Annotated in this window: 16 protein-coding genes; 11 read left to right on the plus strand and 5 right to left on the minus strand. The window is 64.7% G+C overall.

The annotated features are described in order from the left end of the window. Positions 1 to 274: 274 nt before the first annotated feature. From HAP48_RS33600 to HAP48_RS33610, 3 genes are read right to left on the minus strand one after another with little or no spacing between them, the layout of a single operon-like run. A complete protein-coding gene (locus HAP48_RS33600) occupies positions 275 to 988 on the minus strand; it encodes an ABC transporter ATP-binding protein (RefSeq protein ID WP_166204129.1) in 714 nt (237 codons plus the stop codon). After that, on the minus strand, positions 985 to 2,754 hold the full coding sequence (locus HAP48_RS33605; protein ID WP_166204130.1) for a branched-chain amino acid ABC transporter ATP-binding protein/permease: 1,770 nt from the start codon (positions 2,752 to 2,754) through the stop codon (positions 985 to 987). Before HAP48_RS33605 ends, HAP48_RS33600 begins: the two co-directional genes overlap by 4 nt. Next, the gene (locus HAP48_RS33610; RefSeq protein ID WP_224496721.1) at positions 2,751 to 3,566 is read right to left on the minus strand and encodes a branched-chain amino acid ABC transporter permease; all 816 of its coding nucleotides are present in this window, start codon (positions 3,564 to 3,566) and stop codon (positions 2,751 to 2,753) included. The genes HAP48_RS33605 and HAP48_RS33610 overlap by 4 nt, the downstream gene beginning before the upstream one ends. An 8-nt stretch (positions 3,567 to 3,574) precedes the next feature. Between HAP48_RS33610 and HAP48_RS33615 the strand changes: the two genes are divergently transcribed. Beyond that, positions 3,575 to 3,736: a hypothetical protein gene (locus HAP48_RS33615; RefSeq protein ID WP_224496722.1), complete on the plus strand. Its 162-nt coding sequence runs from the start codon at positions 3,575 to 3,577 to the stop codon at positions 3,734 to 3,736. Between the two features lie 86 nt (positions 3,737 to 3,822). Here the strand turns inward: HAP48_RS33615 and HAP48_RS33620 are convergent, their stop codons facing one another. Beyond that, complete coding sequence (locus tag HAP48_RS33620; RefSeq protein WP_166204131.1) at positions 3,823 to 4,971, minus strand: ABC transporter substrate-binding protein; 1,149 nt, start codon at positions 4,969 to 4,971, stop codon at positions 3,823 to 3,825. Between the two features lie 82 nt (positions 4,972 to 5,053). On the opposite strand from HAP48_RS33620, the gene HAP48_RS33625 reads away from it, so the two are divergent. From HAP48_RS33625 to HAP48_RS33650, 6 genes are all read left to right on the plus strand, one after another. After that, the gene (locus HAP48_RS33625) at positions 5,054 to 5,878 is read left to right on the plus strand and encodes an alpha/beta fold hydrolase (RefSeq protein WP_166204132.1); all 825 of its coding nucleotides are present in this window, start codon (positions 5,054 to 5,056) and stop codon (positions 5,876 to 5,878) included. Positions 5,879 to 6,351: 473 nt separating this feature from the next. Next, positions 6,352 to 7,152 (plus strand): aspartate/glutamate racemase family protein, encoded by an 801-nt coding sequence (locus tag HAP48_RS33630; RefSeq protein WP_166204133.1) that lies wholly within the window; start codon positions 6,352 to 6,354, stop codon positions 7,150 to 7,152. A gap of 155 nt (positions 7,153 to 7,307) precedes the next feature. Continuing rightward, entirely contained in the window at positions 7,308 to 8,486 is a 1,179-nt protein-coding gene (locus HAP48_RS33635) for a thiolase family protein (RefSeq protein ID WP_166204134.1), read from the plus strand. Then, complete coding sequence (locus tag HAP48_RS33640) at positions 8,483 to 9,724, plus strand: SDR family NAD(P)-dependent oxidoreductase (RefSeq protein ID WP_166204135.1); 1,242 nt, start codon at positions 8,483 to 8,485, stop codon at positions 9,722 to 9,724. Before HAP48_RS33635 ends, HAP48_RS33640 begins: the two co-directional genes overlap by 4 nt. A 32-nt stretch (positions 9,725 to 9,756) precedes the next feature. Beyond that, positions 9,757 to 10,539 carry a cyclase family protein gene (locus tag HAP48_RS33645; RefSeq protein ID WP_166204136.1) on the plus strand — a complete coding sequence of 261 codons (783 nt, stop codon included), beginning with the start codon at positions 9,757 to 9,759 and terminating at the stop codon, positions 10,537 to 10,539. Between the two features lie 34 nt (positions 10,540 to 10,573). Then, positions 10,574 to 11,728, plus strand: a complete 1,155-nt coding sequence (locus HAP48_RS33650; protein ID WP_166204137.1) for an ABC transporter substrate-binding protein — start codon at positions 10,574 to 10,576, stop codon at positions 11,726 to 11,728. Positions 11,729 to 11,744: 16 nt separating this feature from the next. Here the strand turns inward: HAP48_RS33650 and HAP48_RS33655 are convergent, their stop codons facing one another. Then, entirely contained in the window at positions 11,745 to 13,367 is a 1,623-nt protein-coding gene (locus HAP48_RS33655; RefSeq protein WP_166204138.1) for an AMP-binding protein, read from the minus strand. Positions 13,368 to 13,604: 237 nt separating this feature from the next. On the opposite strand from HAP48_RS33655, the gene HAP48_RS33660 reads away from it, so the two are divergent. The 4 genes from HAP48_RS33660 to HAP48_RS33675 all read left to right on the plus strand — a co-directional run bounded on the left by HAP48_RS33660 (position 13,605) and on the right by HAP48_RS33675 (position 16,856). Continuing rightward, complete coding sequence (locus HAP48_RS33660) at positions 13,605 to 14,345, plus strand: AMP-binding protein (protein ID WP_224496723.1); 741 nt, start codon at positions 13,605 to 13,607, stop codon at positions 14,343 to 14,345. Further along, complete coding sequence (locus HAP48_RS33665) at positions 14,336 to 14,635, plus strand: AMP-binding enzyme (RefSeq protein ID WP_224496724.1); 300 nt, start codon at positions 14,336 to 14,338, stop codon at positions 14,633 to 14,635. The genes HAP48_RS33660 and HAP48_RS33665 overlap by 10 nt, the downstream gene beginning before the upstream one ends. Positions 14,636 to 14,809: 174 nt before the next feature. Then, complete coding sequence (locus HAP48_RS33670) at positions 14,810 to 15,019, plus strand: hypothetical protein (RefSeq protein WP_166204139.1); 210 nt, start codon at positions 14,810 to 14,812, stop codon at positions 15,017 to 15,019. Positions 15,020 to 15,563: 544 nt separating this feature from the next. Beyond that, on the plus strand, positions 15,564 to 16,856 hold the full coding sequence (locus tag HAP48_RS33675; RefSeq protein WP_166204140.1) for a c-type cytochrome: 1,293 nt from the start codon (positions 15,564 to 15,566) through the stop codon (positions 16,854 to 16,856). The last annotated feature ends 8 nt before the right edge of the window (positions 16,857 to 16,864 follow it).

Consider the following 16,864-nt stretch of genomic DNA (forward strand, 5'->3'; position numbering starts at 1 on the left):
AGAGGCCGGACAGATGGCAGCATCCGACTACGTGCCAATCTTCTTCAAAAACCGCTTGCATCTGGCGGGGCGTCCACAGATGAGTACCCGCCCTGGTGTGTTCCGATGACGCGAGGCCCCACTTCTACTTTGCATGGGGTTGTTTTCGCGCTTTTAGTCCCGTTCCTGGTCTCTCGAGCATGATCCGGAAAAGTGTGAAGCGGTTTTCCGAAAAGATCATGCTCAAACAAAGAGCTAAAGCGCGATGACGATTTCAACCTAATCTCATCGCGCTTTAGTGCCCGCCGAGATAGGCCGCGATCAGCTTCGGGTCGTGGATCAGGGTATCCGCCGGCCCCGACTGGATGATCTCGCCGGTTTCCAGCACATAGCCGTAATCCGCGGTCTCGAGCGCGGCCCGTGCATTCTGCTCGACCAGCAGAACCGAGACGCCGAGGCTGCGCAGCGAGGCGATGGTGCGGAAGATTTCGCGGACGATCAGCGGCGCGAGCCCAAGGCTCGGTTCGTCGAGCACCAGCAGCTTCGGCTTCGCCATCAGCGCGCGGCCCAGCGCCAGCATCTGCCGCTCGCCGCCGGACAGGGTGCCGGCGGCCTGCTTGCGCCGCTCCTTCAACCGCGGAAAGCGGTCGAACACGTCGTCGAGGCACGTCCGTGTCGCCGAGCGATCGCGCAGGCTGTAGGTGCCGAGCAACAGATTGTCGGCGACCGACATGTCGGCGAACAGCTCGCGCTTCTCGGGCACGAGGCAAAGGCCGCGTTCGACCCGGCCCTCGACGTCGATTTTTGCGAGATCGGTCCCCTGGAAGATCATCCGGCCCGTGCATCGCAACAGGCCGATCGCGGCCATCAGCAGCGTCGTCTTGCCGGCGCCGTTCGGACCGATCACGGTCACGATCTGTCCCTGTTCGACGGACAGCGGGACGTTGCGCACCGCCTCGACCTTGCCGTAGGCGACCGACACATCCTCGATCGAGAGCAGCTGTGTCACGCGACGCCTCCGAGATAAGCCTCCTGGACCCGGGCGTCGCTGCGGATCGCCGCCGGCCCGCCCTCGCAGAGCTTCGAGCCGAAATCGAGCACGACGATGCGGTCGACCAGCGACATCACGAACTCCATGTCGTGCTCGACCAGCAGGATCGTCAAATGGTCCGCGCGCAGTGACCGCAACAGCTCGGCGAGCTTCAGCTTCTCCTGGCGGCGCAGGCCCGCCGCGGGCTCGTCGAGCACGAGCAGCGTCGGATCGGCGGCGAGCGCGCGGGCGATTTCGAGCACGCGCTGATTGCCGAGCGGCAGGTTGCCGGCGAGCTCGAACGGCTTGTCGCCGAGCCCGACCCGCTCGAGCTGGCGCAGGGCCTCGTAGCGCGCGCTGGCTTCCTCCGCCTGGTTCAGGCGCAGGGCGCCGGCCAACAGACCGGTCGTGGTGCGCGCATAGGTGCCGAGCAGCACGTTATCGAGCAGCGTCATGCGCGGACGCAATTTGACGTGCTGGAAGGTGCGGGAGATTCCGGAACGGGCGATCCGGAATTGCCGGTCATGGGTGATCGACCGGTCGGCGAATTTTATCTCGCCGCTGTTGGTGCGAAGCGCGCCGGTGAGCAGGTTGAACATCGTGGTCTTGCCGGCACCGTTCGGCCCGATCAGGCCGAGGATCTCGCCGGACCGCACTTCGAAGCTGACATTGTTGACGGCGACCAGGCCGCCAAAGCGCCGTTGGACGCCGCTGACCTTGAGCAGGAGCGTGCCCGGCGCCGGCTGCTCACGACGCGGCAGCGGCGCGGCGGGCTCCGGACGGGACAATTTCAGATCCGGCAAAAAGCCGGCGAGGAGCGGCACGATGCCTTGTCGCGCCCGCTGCAGAAACACGATGAACAGCGCCGAGAACGCGACGATTTCGAGCTGGCCCGAGGCGCCCTTGGCGATCAGCGGAAGGTAGTCCTGCACGGAATTCTTCAGCAGCGTCACGATCGCAGCACCGACCACGCCGCCCAGCACGCTGCCGGCGCCGCCGACCATCGCCATCATCAGATATTCGATGCCCATGCTGGCATCGAACGGCCCGGGGCTGACGAAACGGCCAAGATGGGCGTAGAGCCATCCGGACAGCGCGCCGAACAACGCGGCGATGACGAAGGTCACAAGCTTGATCCGGAATGCGCTGATGCCGAGGCTTTCGACCAGCGTATTGCCGCCGCGCAACGCCCGCATGGCGCGGCCGATACGCGAGTCCAGCAGGTTGTAGCAGACGAGCAGCACCGCCCCGACGATGGCCCAGATCAGGAAATAGATCTGCCGGCTCTCGACCAGAGCGAACGGGCCGATCGAGATCGGCGGAAGGCCCGAAATGCCGTTATGCTCGCCGAGTCCTTCGATGTTGCCGAACAGAAACGCGATCGCCAGTCCCCAGGCGACCGTGCTCAGCGACAGGAAATGTCCTTGCAGCCGCAGCGTCACGAGACCGAGAATCGCCGCGATGCTGCAGGTCAGGACCACGGCCAGCACCAGTCCGAGCCAGGGCGAGTAGCCGTTCACCGCGGTGACCCATGCGGTCGAATAGGCCGCGATGCCGACGAAGGCGGCCTGACCGAACGACACGATGCCACCGACTCCTGTCAGCAACGCAAGCCCGATCGCCGCAAGCGCGTAGACGCCGATATAGTTCAGCAATGTGATGCTGAACGGATTGAGCACGAACGGCGCCGCGACGAGGCAGGCAATCACCGCGGCAATGATGAGGCGGATCTGCGTCGCGGTCATTCCTCGACTTCCTCTTCGGAATGCTGCGAAGCGAGCGAACGCCAGAGCAGGACCGGGATCAGCAGCGAGAACACGATGACGTCCTTCAGGGTGCTGCTCTCGAACGAGGCGAAGCTCTCGAGAATGCCGACACCGAAGGCGCCGAGCGCTGCGCCCGGGTAACTGGTCATGCCGCCGATGATGGCGCCGACGAAGGCCTTCAGGCCGAGCAGGAAACCGGAATCGTAGAAGATCGTGTTGACCGGCGCGATCAGGATGCCGGATACGCCTGCCATCAGCGATCCCAGCAGATAGGCGATGGTCCCGGCACGGGCCGGTCTGATTCCCATCAGCCGTGCGCCGGTCCGGTTGAAGGCCGTCGCGCGCAGCGCCTTGCCGAGCAGGGTGAAATCGAAGAACAGCAGCAACAAGCCGCTAAACAGCAGCGCCGCCACCAGGATCAGCACCGTCTGCCCGGATACCTGAACGCCGGCGATCTCCATCCCGAGCGAGGTTAGCGGCTCGGTCCTGACGCCTTCGGGTCCGAAGAACAACAAGCCGAGGCCAACCAGCGCGAAGTGAAGCGCGACCGAGACCGTGAGCAGCAGCAGCACCGAAGCGTCCGCGATCGGGCGGAACACGATCCGGTCGAGCAGCGGCGCGACCGGCATGATCAGGAGCAGCGCCAGCACGATCCTGACCGGCGCCGGCGGATTGAACCGCATCGTCAACCAGACGATCCCGACCACGATCAGGGGAAGCACGAGATAGCCAAGGACGGCTTTCGGCACCGAGCGCAACTCGCCGGCACGCGAAAGCGACGCCACTTCCATGACAGGCCATGCACGCCAGCACGACGACCAGCCCGACCGTTCCGGGAAGCTGGCGGGCATCGAGCGCCGCCAGCGTCAGCGCGGTGAAGGCCGCGATGTCGCCGAATGGAATGAAGATCACCCGCGTGACGGTGAAGATCAGCACGGTCCCGATCGCAACCAGCGCGTAGACCGCCCCGGTCGCTATGCCGTCGATCGCGAGGATCGCTGCGATATCTGCCGTCATGCTTGGCCGTTCTTCCCTGCTATCCTGCACTCACGGCGCGTAGGTCCAGACGCCATTGATCAGGCGGACGATCACCAGCGAGCGCTCGTCGACGCCGTGATAGGCCCCAGGCTTGAAGTTGTAGACCGCGTGCACGCCGGCGAGTTCCTTGGTGTCGAGGATCTCGTCGCGAAGCGCCTTGCGGAATTCGACAGTGCCGGGCTTCGCCGTCTTCAGCGCGCGCGCCGCGGCCGATGTGAAGATCATCCAGCCGTCGAAGGAATAGGCCGAGAACACGTCCGTGGTCGGGGCGTTGTTGGCCTTCTGGTAGGCCGCGCGGAATTCAAGCGCCAGCTTCTTGGCGAAATGGCTGTCCGGAAGCTGATCGGCGACGATGACCGGACCGGTGGACACCTGGATCCCTTCGGCAGATTTGCCGCCGACGCGTACGAAGTCGGGATTGATCAACGCGACCGTGCCGTAGGTCTTGCCTTTGAAGCCGCGTTCACCAAGCGCGAGCAGCGGGAGCGAGCCTTGCGTGCCGGATCCGCCGATCAGCACGGCATCGGGGCGCGCCGCCAGAACCTTGAGGATCTGACCCGTGACCGAGGTGTCGACGCGCGCATAGCGCTCGTTGGTCAGGATCTTGATGCCGTCTTCGGTTTCAGCCGCCTTCGCGCCGTTGTAGACGAGATCACCCCAGGCGTCGGAGAAGCCGATATAGCCGATGTTCTTGACGGCATCGCGCTTCATGCGATCGGCGACGACCTTGACCAGCAGCGAGGCGGGCTGCGGAACGGAGACACCCCATTGATCGGCCGGATTGGGCTGTCCGGAGACCGGAGAGATGGCGATCATCAGCACCTTCAATTCGGTCGCGACCGCCATCATCGCGATGGTCGAGGGCGCGGTGGCGGTGCCGATCAGCAGATCGACCTTTTCTTCCTCGATCAGCTTGCGTGCGGCGCGCGTCGCCGCGGAAGGATCGGAGCCGTCATCGAGCTGGATCAGCCTGATCTTCTCGCCGTTGACCTCACCCTTGTACTCCAGCGCGGCCTGGATGCCGCGCCCATAGGGGATGCCGATCGAGGAACCGGGTCCACTGAGCGATGTCACGAACCCGACCGTGATGTCGGCCTGCGCGGTCGAAGCCGTGACAAGGCCTGCCAGGACTGCAGTCAGACTCAAAATCTTGCGCATTGCATTCCCCCTTGGCTGAAAACAGTCGCTAGCTGAGCGAGATGTCAGTATGGATCGAGAGAGGATCGACAGGAGCCGTGACATGACCGCAAGCGCGACCGGCCCGGGCATCGAGCGCCGCTTCATCGCGACGCGCCTTGGCCGCATCCATATTGCGACGGCGGGAGCCGGGTTCCCCGTTCTGTTGCTGCACCAGACGCCGCGCTCGTGGGATGAGTATCGTGACGTGCTGTCGCTGCTCGGTCGCGATTTCCGCGCGATTGCCATGGACACGCTTGGCTTCGGCGATTCCGAGCGGCCATTGGGCGAACCTTCGATCGAGTTGTGGGCCGAGGGCGCGCTTGCGCTGCTTGACGCGCTGGAACAGCCGCGCAGCGCGATCGTCGGTCATCACACCGGTGCGGCGATTGCGGTCGAGATCGCCGCTTCGTCGCCTGCGCGCGTGAGCGCGCTGGTGCTCTCGGCCTGTCCCTTTGTCGATGCGGCGCGGCGTGCCAAGCACCAGGGTATGCGGGTCATCGACGATGTCGAGACGCGGAGTGACGGCGCCCATCTCACCGAGCTGTGGGCACGCCGGCAGCCGTTCTATCCGGCCGATGATACCGATCTGTTGCGGCGCTTCATGATCGATGCGCTGCGGGCCGGCGAGATGGCGGCCGAAGGCCACCGGGTGGTGAATCGCTATCGGATGGAGGATCGTCTGGGACACATCCGGTGCCCCACGCTGGTCATCGCGCCGACCGACGATCCGCACGCTCATCCGGCGGCTCCAAGGGTCGCTGGAGCTATCGGCGGCAGCGTCCTGCGCGAGCTCTCAGGAGGCATGGTGCCGCTTCCCGATCAGATGCCGGAGGCTTTCGCCGGCGTGGTACGCGATTTCGTGGCTGCCGAGGTCGCCAAGCTCTGAAACGCCGTGCCGGTTCGCGGCGAATGCGAACCCGCCCGTCGCACCTGCTGTTCCGAGCCTGATGATCTCAGCCACGATTGAGGAACCCTTAGCAACGCAACGATCGGCGGAAGCTGTCCGTCAATTATTTAAAGCCTAAAGTATTTTCTGACGGAACGTCAATACGTCAACTTCCGGGTTCGTAGAAAAGTTTGCAGTGGTGTGTACGGGCAAGAAAGCGGAATTAGCTTAGGCAAATAGGACGGGCGCCCACTGCCTGTCGTTTCGGCAAACAGCTGCAGTTGCGCGCCGTGCGTGCCGACGCGCCGTTGAATTGACGCCAAAATTATTATGTGCTTGAAATATTTCGGTCGATGGAACGGCGTCTCGCTGCGACGCGCTCTCATAACGACAGGCTTGTGCGGGTCGTCAGTCCTTCCGGACTGCGGAGGTGCAAGGCCCGGTGCGGTCCGCCCGTGAACAGGATATTCGCTGTGCGCGTCTTCTGGCAGAGCTTCGTCGACCAGACCACAAGCGCGCCATACATGGCGCGGCTCGCAGGCTACCTGAACGAGATCGCTGCGCCAGGTACCAGCGTCCACGTCGAGGGCATCACGCCCGCCGACCGCGACTTCGGGCGCCTGAGCGAATTCCGCTGTGCGATCCAGGCGGTCGACAACGGGCTTGCGGCGCAGGAGCGCGGCTTCGATGCCTATGTCATGGGTCACTTCCAGGATCCGGGATTGTACGAATTGCGCTCGGCACTGACGATTCCGGTGGTCGGTGTCGGCGAGGCGACGCTGCTTGCGGCCTCGCAGCTTGGACGGCGGCTCGGCCTCGTCACGCTCGATTCTGCCTTTGAGGTTTGGCACTACGAGCAGGCCGATCGCTACGGGCTCGGCGGTCGCGTGGTGCATGTCACGAACATGGGCTGCCGGCCCGAGGATTTCAGCGCCGCGTTCACCGGCGATGCCGAGGCGAAAGCGCGTATGCTGCGCGATTTTGCGGCGTGCGCGCAGCCTCTAGTCGATCGCGGCGCCGATGTGGTGATCCCGGCCGGCGTGTTGCCCGGGCTTCTCATTGCAAGCGAGCACGGCTTCAAGATCGGCCATGCGCCGGTGGTCAACTGCGCCGCGGTCGCGCTGAAGAGTGCCGAAATGTGGGTGCAGCTGCAGCGCCTCAACGGCACCGAGCCGAGCCGCGGGCCGAGCTTCGCGCTGGCCAATGAGCGCGCCCGCCAGGATTTTCGCGCGCTCGTTGCGCGCACGCAGAGCACCGAACCCAAGCTACGTTGAGGACACGCATGCCGCAGCCCGACAAGATCTTGCATGAAGCCGAAGTCACCGCAACCGGCGGGCGCGGCTGTCCTCATTCGAATGCGACGCGCGACAATATCGACGTCAAACCGACCGTGCTCTGAGCGGCCTCACCACAGGAACCCGGCAATCAGATGCAAAGCTCGATCCGCACACCTTACGACCGGGTCGTGATGGCGGTTCCCGTAACGATCCCTTACGTGCGCTATTCGATCGAGAGCGCGCAATGGTGGATCGGGCGGGCGCTGAAATCGCTGGTCGATGGTGCCGGAATCACGCCGCGCGATATCGACGGCTTCTGCGTTTCGAGCTTCACGGCCGGGCTCGACAGTGGAATCGGTCTCACCCAGCATTTCGGCCTGTGCGTGCGCTGGCTCGACACCATACCGCTGGGCGGCGCAAGCGCGATTGCCGCCCTGCGACGCGCCGCGCGGGCGGTGCAGGCGGGGGACGCCCGCATCGTGGCCTGCGTGGCCGGCGACACCAACCACGTCGATTCGTTCCGCTATACGCTGGAGAATTTCTCGCGCTTCAACCAGGACGCGGTCTATCCCTATGGCGCCGGCGGCGCCAATGCGAGCTTTGCGCTGATTGCGCACAACTATATGCGCACGTTCGGTGCGCGGCGTGAGGATTTCGGCAAGATCGCGGTGGCCCAGCGCACAAATGCGCTGCGTAATCCCAACGCACTTATGAAGACGCCGCTGACCGTCGAGCAATACATGGCGGCGCGGCCGATCGCCGATCCGATCCATCTGTTCGATTGCGTGATGCCATGCGCCGGCGCAGAGGCTTTCCTTGTGATGACCGAGGACGTCGCGGCGTCGCTCAATCTGCGGTGCGCCAAAATCCTCGCCACCATCGAGCGCCACAACGCGTTCGGCGATGATCCTGTCCAGGTACGGGGCGGCTGGGCGATGGACATCGATGAGCTCTACGCGATGGCCGGCGTCAAGCCGGATGATCTCGACTTCGTCGAGACCTACGACGATTACCCTGTGATCTCGATGATGCAGTTCGAGGACCTCGGCTTCTGCCGCAAGGGCGAGGGGCCAGATTTCGTGCGCCAGCATGACCTGACGATCGACGGCTCCTTCCCGCACAACACCTCGGGCGGCCAATTGTCGGTCGGGCAGGCGGGTGCCGGCGGAGCCTATCTCGGGGTGGTCGAGGCACTGCGCCAGGTGCTGGGGCTCGCTGGTCCGACCCAGGTCAAGGATGCGCGCATCGGCTTGGCGTCGGGCTTCGGAATGATCAATTATGATCGCGGCCTCGCCTCGGGCGCGGCGATTCTCGCAGGACCAGGCGCATGATCGAGCCGATCGCAAAGCCGCGCCGAAAGAATCCGTTAGCTCGGACACGGCTGCCGACGTCACCACCGCAGCCGCGCAGCCGCACCTCGCACGGGTTGACGCGCGCCGCCGCCGAAGGACGTTTCATGCTGCAGCGCTGCGGCGCCTGCGCGACCTTCTGCTATCCGGCGCGCGATGCGTGCCCCGCTTGCCTTTCCGCCGACCTCGCTTTCACGGACGCGCCGCGGCGCGGCACGCTCCTCTCCGAGACCACGCTGCACATCCCGGCCGACGTGCATTTCCGCGAGCGCGCGCCATGGCGGGTCGGCCTGGTCGCGATGGATTGCGGGCCGCGGCTGGTGACCCATTTGCATGCCGATTGTGCGGAGGGCCAGCCGGTCGTGATGTCGTTTCAGCTGGACAAGAGCGGGCAGGCCGTGGCTTTCGCGCACCCCGAACGTGAGACCCCCAACATGACGGACGACAGGCAGTGGCGTGAGATGACCGCCGATCCGAAATTCCGGCGCGTTCTGGTCACCAATGGACGGAGTATCGTCGGTCAGGAGGTGGTGGCCGCACTGAAGGCGGCCGGCGCGTCGATCGTGTTCGTCGGTGTCGCCGAACCGTGGAAGCCGTTCCGCGGCGAAGAGGCGTTGCGCGCGCTTGAGGGGGTCGAAATCGTGCCGCTCGACATCGGTGATGAGAAGTCGGTCGCGGACCTGGCGGCCGATATTGGCGGCAAGGTCGACATCCTCGTCAATACTGCCGAGCATGTGCGCGCCGGCGGGCTGCTCGATCGCCAGGGTACCAGCATCGTGCGGGATGAGATCGACCAGACGTATCTCGGCTTTGTGCATCTGGCGCAGGCGTTCGGACCGGCGATGCGGATGCGTGGCGCCGACGGCGTCAACAGCGCCGCCGCCTGGGTCAATATCCTGTCGGTCTATGCACTGGCGAACTGGCCGGTGTTCGGTGCCTACTCGGCCTCGCAGGCCGCCGCGCTTTCGCTGTCGCATTGCCTGCGCGCCGAGTTCCGGCCCGGCGGCGTCAAGGTCGTGAACGTCTTCACCGGCCCGCTCGATATCGAGTGGTTCCAGACCGTGCCGCCGCCGAAGGTCGCGCCCCGCGTGGTCGCCAGCGCCATCGTGTCGGCGCTCAAGCGCGGGTTGGAAGATGTGTTCGTGGGCGATATCGCCGAGGACATCCGCCAACGCCTTGCGGCCAATTCCAAGGCGGTCGAGCGTGAGCTCGGGGCATGAGTGAGCCGATCAAAAAGAACGGGAGAAGCGCAATGGATAGCAACAATCTGACGCAGTTTGCCGGCGCGATCGCGTCCGGCGCGGTGCGTGTCGTCGACCTGACTTTCACGCTCAGCCCTGATTTTCCTGTCATCGTGCTGCCGCCCGAGTTCGGACAGGCCGCGCCGGTGCGGATCCAGCGGATTTCGCTATACGATGCCGCGGGCCCCGCCTGGTACTGGAACAACCTGACCTTCGGCGAGCACACCGGTACGCATTTCGACGCGCCGATCCACTGGTTCACCGGCAAGGACCTGCCGAACAATTCGGTCGACACGCTGCCGGTGCGCGACATGATCGCACCAGCATGCGTCATCGACTGCTCGGCAGAGGCGGCGCAGAATCCGGACTTCCTGCTGACGATTCCGGTGGTCGAGGCCTGGGAAAACCGTCATGGACGGATTCCAGAGCGCCACTGGGTTCTGCTGCGCACCGACTGGTCGAAGAAGGGTTGGCGCGACTACGCCAATCTGAAGGACGACGGCGCACATACGCCGGGGCCTGATGCCGCCGTGATGCGATGGCTGGTCGAGGAGCGCGGCATCATCGGCCTTGGCACCGAGACGATCGGGACCGATGCCGGGCAGGCCGGTCATCTCGATCCACCCTATCCGGCGCACCATTTCCTGCACGGCGGCGGGCGCTACGGCCTGCAGTGCCTGTGCAATCTCGATCAGCTTCCAGCGACCGGCGCGGTCATCATCGCGGCGCCGTTGAAGATCCAGAACGGTTCGGGGAGTCCGCTGCGCGTGCTTGCGCTGGTGCCTGCCGCGTAGCGCTGGAGCCTTTTCGTCCTTATCGAGTGAGATCATGAACAAGACAACTTTGTTGGTCGGCGCCGCGCTGCTGCTCGGCGCCGCGATGCCGGCTCATGCCGAAATCCTGGTTGGATTCGTGACCGGGCTGAGCGGCCCGGTGTCCTCGATCGGCGTGCCGAACGCCAAGGGGCTGGCTGCGGGCCAGGCGTATATCGGCGAGGTCGATGGCGAGAAAGTCCGCGTCATCCAGCTCGACGACGGCTCCGACCCGGCGGCGTCGACGCGCAACGCGCGCAAGCTGGTGGAGCAGGAGCACGTCGACTTCCTGATCGGAACGTCGGGCGCGCCGCAGACGCTGGCCATGGCCACGGTCGCCGTCGAGTTGAAGGTGCCGATGGTGGCGATCTCGCCGATCGCGCCGGTGCCGGCAGGCGAGGGCGGACCATGGGTGGTGCAGACGCCGCAGCCGACGCCGCTTCTGGTCCAGGGCATCGTCGATCACATGAAGGGCCGCGGGGTGAAGACCGTGGCGTTCATCGGCTTCTCCGACGCGTTCGGCGACCTGATGTACAATTCGCTGGTGCAAAGCGCCGAGAAGGCCGGGATCAAGGTGACTGCGAACGAGCGCTATGCGCGCTCCGACAACTCGGTCACGGCGCAGGTGTTGCGGGCGCTGTCCGTCCGCCCCGATGCGATCATGCTGGGCGGCACCGGCACTCCTGGTGCACTTCCTGTGATCGCGCTATCCGAGCGCGGTTACAAGGGGCCGCTCTACGGCAATCACGGCATGATGAGCGCCGACTTCCTGCGGCTCGCCGGCAAGTCGGCGGAGGGCATCATCTGCCCGACCGGACCGGTGACGGCAGCCGAGCAGCTTCCCGACAGCAATCCGATCCGCAAGGTCGCGCTTGCGTTTCGCGTGGCCTATGAAAAGGCCAATGGCGAGCCGCCGGCCGATGCATTCTCGCCTTATGCCTTTGATGGCTGGCTGGTGTTCATGGATGCCGCCAGGCGCGCCAAGGCAACCGGTGTGGCGCCGGGCACGCCGGCCTTCCACAATGCGCTGCGCGAGGCGCTGTTCACGACCAGGGATGTGGTCGGCGCGCACGGCATCTATACCTACACGCCAGCCGATCGCCATGGCGTCGACGACCGCGCGCGGATCATGGTCCAGATCGAAGGCGGGAAATACAAGCTGCTGCCGTGACGGCAGCAGCCTGGGTTCAGGCGTGGCGTAGCTTCGCCTTGAGCTGACGCATGTCGATCGCGCGGTTGGCGGCAACGGCGGCAGCCGCGAGTGTCTTGATCTCGCCGCGGGCGAGCTTGCGCGTCGATGACAACGGCAGCTCGTCGACGATCGCCACATAGCCCGGCACCTTGTGATAGGCGAGGCGTTCGGCACAGGCCTTGACGATCGAGGTTGCCAGCACGTCGGCGTCGTCGACCGTCACATTGGGCACGATAAAGGCAAAGACCTCCTCGCCGCGGATGTCGTCGGGAACGGGCGTAACTGCACAGCCGCCGATGCGCGTGTCCATGTAAAGCGCGCTTTCGACCTCGAGCACGCCGATGTTCTCGCCGCTGCGCCGCACGATGGTTTTCTTGCGATCGAAGAAATACATCAGCCCGTCGTGGTCGGCGAACACCAGGTCTCCGGTGTGGAACCAGCCGTCTTGCCAGGCCGCTTCGGTGGCCTCCTCATCCTTCAGGTAGCCGCTGAAGAACCCGGCGCGTGGCGCATCGCCCTTGGCGCGGACCAGCAACTCGCCGGGTTTGCCGAGTGCGACGTCGGCGCCCTGGTCGTCGACGAGGCGATACTCCATGCTATCAGACGGCCGGCCGACGCAGCGTGCACCAAAACCCGCCGGCTCGCGCGCGGTGGTTGTGGCTGCGGCGCCTCCGGTCTCAGTCATCGCCCAGGCCTCGACGATCGGGATGCGGTAACGCTCCTCGAATGTGGCGCGGTGGCGGACATCGACGCCGGGGGCGAAGGCAAAGCGCACGCGATGCTGCCGTTCGATCTCGGTCGCCGGCAGCTGCAGCAGGATGGCCGGGATGACGCCGAGGCAGTGCACGACCGTCGCGCCGCTGTCAGCCACGCACTGCCACCAGCGGTTGGCGTGAAAGCGGTCGAGCGGCACCACGGCGCCGCCGAGCACCATCATCCCGACCGCGCTGCAGCCCAGCGCGTTCATGTGGAACATCGGCAAAGGCGTCAGGTTGATCTCGCGATCCGGCTGCAGCGTGGCGACGCCGCCTTGCGCGAGATACCAATCGGCAACCTGCAGGAAATAGCGGTTCGACAGCATGCAGCCCTTCGGCTTGCCGGTGCTGCCGGAGGTGAACAGCAGCGCGCATTCGCCGTTGAAGTCGGGCTGTTGGGCCGCGACCTCGGTCTGACATGACGGAATGTGGTCGTCGGTGTCGATCAGGCGGGCGCGCCCGAGCACCGCATCCTTGGTCACCTGGATACGATCCGGCGTTGCCACCAGCAGGTCCGCTTCCGACAATTCGAGCTGGAAGGACAGCTCATCCGGGCGGATGTCCGGGTTGATCGGGACGATCGAGACCCCGAGCGCATTGAGCGCGAGCCAGTGCAGGAAGAACACGGGGCGATTTTCCAGCAGCAGGGCAACCCGCGCGCCTCGTCCATAGCCCGCCGCCGCATATTCCGCGCGCAGGCGATCGACCTCCGCCTTGAACGCCCCGTACGCGATGTCAAATCCGTCGGGCGCGTAGGGCAATTGCGCGCTTGCAGGTGCAAGCAGGAACGGCGCGTCCGGACGTCTTGCGGCCGAGGCCATGAAGGCATCGGAGGGCGATCGATAGGGAAACCCAGGGCCCATCGCGGGGAGTGCTCCTGTTGATGCCTCCGGCCCTGCACCAGATCACGACCGGAACCCGCACGCAGCCCTTGCTGTGGCGGCAGCTTTCGTGAATACTTTAAGCCTAAACTATATCGCTGGCCAGTGGCGATATCGGCCCATCGGCGCGGCAGACGGTGGAGATGCGTGTGCAGGCAGCTGACAGCAACGTCTCCGGACAGCGATCAGGCCGGCCAATCTGGTCGCAGGCCGCGGAGCGTGTTCCCGCCGGCGGACCGAATCCTCTCGACTGTTCTGACGCGGCAGGCCGTACGGTATGGAGATGGCACGCTCCTTGTCTTTGGCGAGACGCGATGGAGCTATGCCGAGACCGCCAGGATTGCGGCTGCGTCGGCCGCGCGGTTGATGCGAGCCGGAATTCGCGCCGGTGATCGCGTCGCCCTGATCTGCTCGAACCGGCCCGAATTTCTTGAGGTTTATCTCGGCTGCGCATGGATGGGGGCTGTCTGTGTGCCGATCAACACGGCGCTGCGCGGGATCCAGCTCAGCCATATCCTGCGCAACTCCGCACCGAAGTTGCTGGTCGCCGAGGCGCCCTTCATGCCGGCGGTCGCAACACTGGAGAGCGATGTCGCGCCGCCCGGTGTGATCTGGACGATCGGAGAGGGCGGCAAGCCCTCGTCCATGCCGGGACCGATCGCGCCACTACCTCCGCTCGGGGAGGGAGTGTCGCCTGCGCAGGTCCGCCCCGGCGACACGGTCGCGATCCTCTATACGTCAGGTACGACAGGACCATCCAAGGGCGTTTGCTGCCCGCAGGCGCAGATGTTCTGGTGGGGGGTCTATTCGGCGCGCGCGCTCGGCATCGTCGAGGGCGATGTCCTCTTCACCACGCTCCCGCTGTTTCACACCAATGCGCTGAACGCATTCTATCAGGCGCATCGATCCGCCGGCGCGGCGAGAATGTTTCGTCGTGGGAGGTCGAGCAGGTGCTGTTGAGACATCCGGCGATTGCGGCTTGCGCCATCTATCCGCTGCCATCCGAACTTGGCGAGGATGAAGTTGCGGCAGCCGTCCAGCTCCGGCCCGGCCATGCGCTCGAGGCCATCGACGTGGTCAAGCATTGCGAGGGACAGATAGCCCACTTCGCGATTCCGCGGTTTGTCCGGATTGTCACCGAGATGCCGCTGACTGAGAACGGCAAGATCAGAAAGGTTGTGCTGCGAGATGCCGGAATGACAGCCGACATTTGGGACCGCGAGGCCGCAGGATACAAACCGCGCCGCTAAGATTTGCGCTGCGCAGGGCGCCATTGCCGTCGACTTCGGGCGGAACCCGAAAGGCGCTCAAGTGGAAAATTTCCAGGGCATGTGAGGCGGTTCACATCGCGATGCTGCGGTCAGCACTAATCAGATCATTGCAAAACTTCTTCGGGGGCAGCTCCAACCGAACGGAGATTTCGCATGAAAGGTCTGATGGTAGCGGCCTTCACCGTTTTCGCGCTTGTTACCGTGGTGCTTGGCATCCCGCGATCACACTCGGTCTCGTCGGTCGGGCGGGCCGATATGGCAAGCAGTTCGACATTGCATGAACTACAAGGCGGCGCTGCCAAGTTGCCGGCCGAGGACTTTGACGACCGGTCCCTGGTCTTCCCGAGAGAGACGACGCGCTAGACAACCACCCGTCAGGCGAAGCGACCCGCAGCCAGAATCAACGCTGAGGGCGCGCTTCAGATTGAAACCTGGTCGGGCGAGGAACGCTACGGGCCCAAGAAGGCGGCTGGAGGTGAGTCGTGGCTTCGGAGTAGGCCAAGCGATTCCAATTCACCTCGATGAAGGTCGACCTCCAGGATAGCCAAGAGACACGTCAGCACGACCGCGACGAAAATGAGCGATGGTGACGTTTCACGGGGCACGTCGCCACCGTGTGGCGAAATCGAATTGCGAAGTGACCGCCACAGCGAAATGAAATGCAGATACGTCTTGGGTCGTATTTGCATGCCGTCATCCTTGACGCTTCAGGTTCAGCTTAGGAGCCGGTGCCCCTCGGTTCAAGCCGACAAGACGCCATTGCGGCATTGAGTAGCGGGGCTGATCCAATCCCGCGGCGTAGCATGGAAACCGAACGACGGCTCTCGTCGTTGACCCCGGTCAAGCGCATTGCAAAATATCCCTGCAGGGCAACGGCAACGTGCCGGAGCCGACCCGCGAGCCGCCGATGAACTGGCTCTCAAATGTGTGCGTCGTTGCCGCCCTGTGGGCATTCGATGCAACGCCGGCGCAAGGTCAACTCGCGGGTCTTGGCGGACCCGTTCGGGCGATTGCGATCTCGCGTGATGGCAACAGTGCTCTGTCAGGCAGCTTCGACACATCGGCAATTCGATGGTCACTCAAGACCGAATCCGCCGAGCAAGTCCTGCGTTTTCACTCCGATGCGGTGAATGCGGTCGTCTTCCTCAGGGATGGACGAATGGCGACCGCCGGAGCCGACGCGCGGATCGCGATCTGGACCTTCGGCCGGGAGCAGCCGGATCAGGTTTTCGAGGGCCATCAGGCGCCAATCGTTTCGCTCGTCGTCTCGCCGGACGGAACAAGGCTCGCCACGGCATCGTGGGACCATACGGTTGGCGTCTGGTCACTCGCCGACGGCGCGTCGCAGGTGCTGAAAGGGCATACACAGAACGTGAACGGGGTTGCCTTCTCTGCCGGCGGACAATCGCTGGTCAGCGTCGGTTACGACTGCGAGTTGAGGATCTGGCCGATGGCGGCAGGAACGCCGGATGTCGTCCTGCTTCCGTCACCTCTCAACGCCGTGGCAGTCGCACCCGACGGCGAAATCATAGCGGGCGGAGGCGACGGGAAGATACGATTTCTAACATCGAACGGGAATGAGACCGGCGAGGTTCCGGCCGGGTCGACCCCGATCGTCGCGCTGGCGCTCTCCACGGACGGGACGTTGATCGCGGCAACCGGAATTGGCGGAACCGTTTCCGTCATCGACCGGAAGGCGCGGAGCATCGTGCAGGCGCTGGCCACTCAGGGGGCGCCGGTTTGGTCGGTGGCATTCCTGCCCGACAATTCAACGTTGCTGACGGGGGGCGCGGACGGCGTGATCCGGCGCTGGAACGCGTGGACGGGCGATCCAATCGGCTCGTCGCTGCGGGCTGCGCAAAGCGATCCCCTGGCGCCTTATGCGGGAGATCGCGGCGCCCTGGTGTTCAGGGCGTGTGTTGCGTGTCACACGCTGTCCGCGGAGGAGCCGCAGCGCGCCGGCCCCACGCTCGATGGCCTGTATGGTCGCAGGATTGCGTCGTTGCCGGGATATCGCTTCTCCGACGCGCTGACGAAAATGGATATCGTCTGGGCTCCCGAAACGGTGGCAAGACTCTTCGAACTCGGTCCGAATACCTATACGCCGGGTACAAAAATGCCCGAGCAGCGGATCGGCTCGGTCGAGGACCGCAAGGCGCTCACGGATTTCCTGGGGCGTGCGACGTCGGGACGACGGTAGCGGCCCGT

This window comes from Bradyrhizobium septentrionale, from assembly GCF_011516645.4.
Taxonomy (GTDB): domain Bacteria; phylum Pseudomonadota; class Alphaproteobacteria; order Rhizobiales; family Xanthobacteraceae; genus Bradyrhizobium; species Bradyrhizobium septentrionale.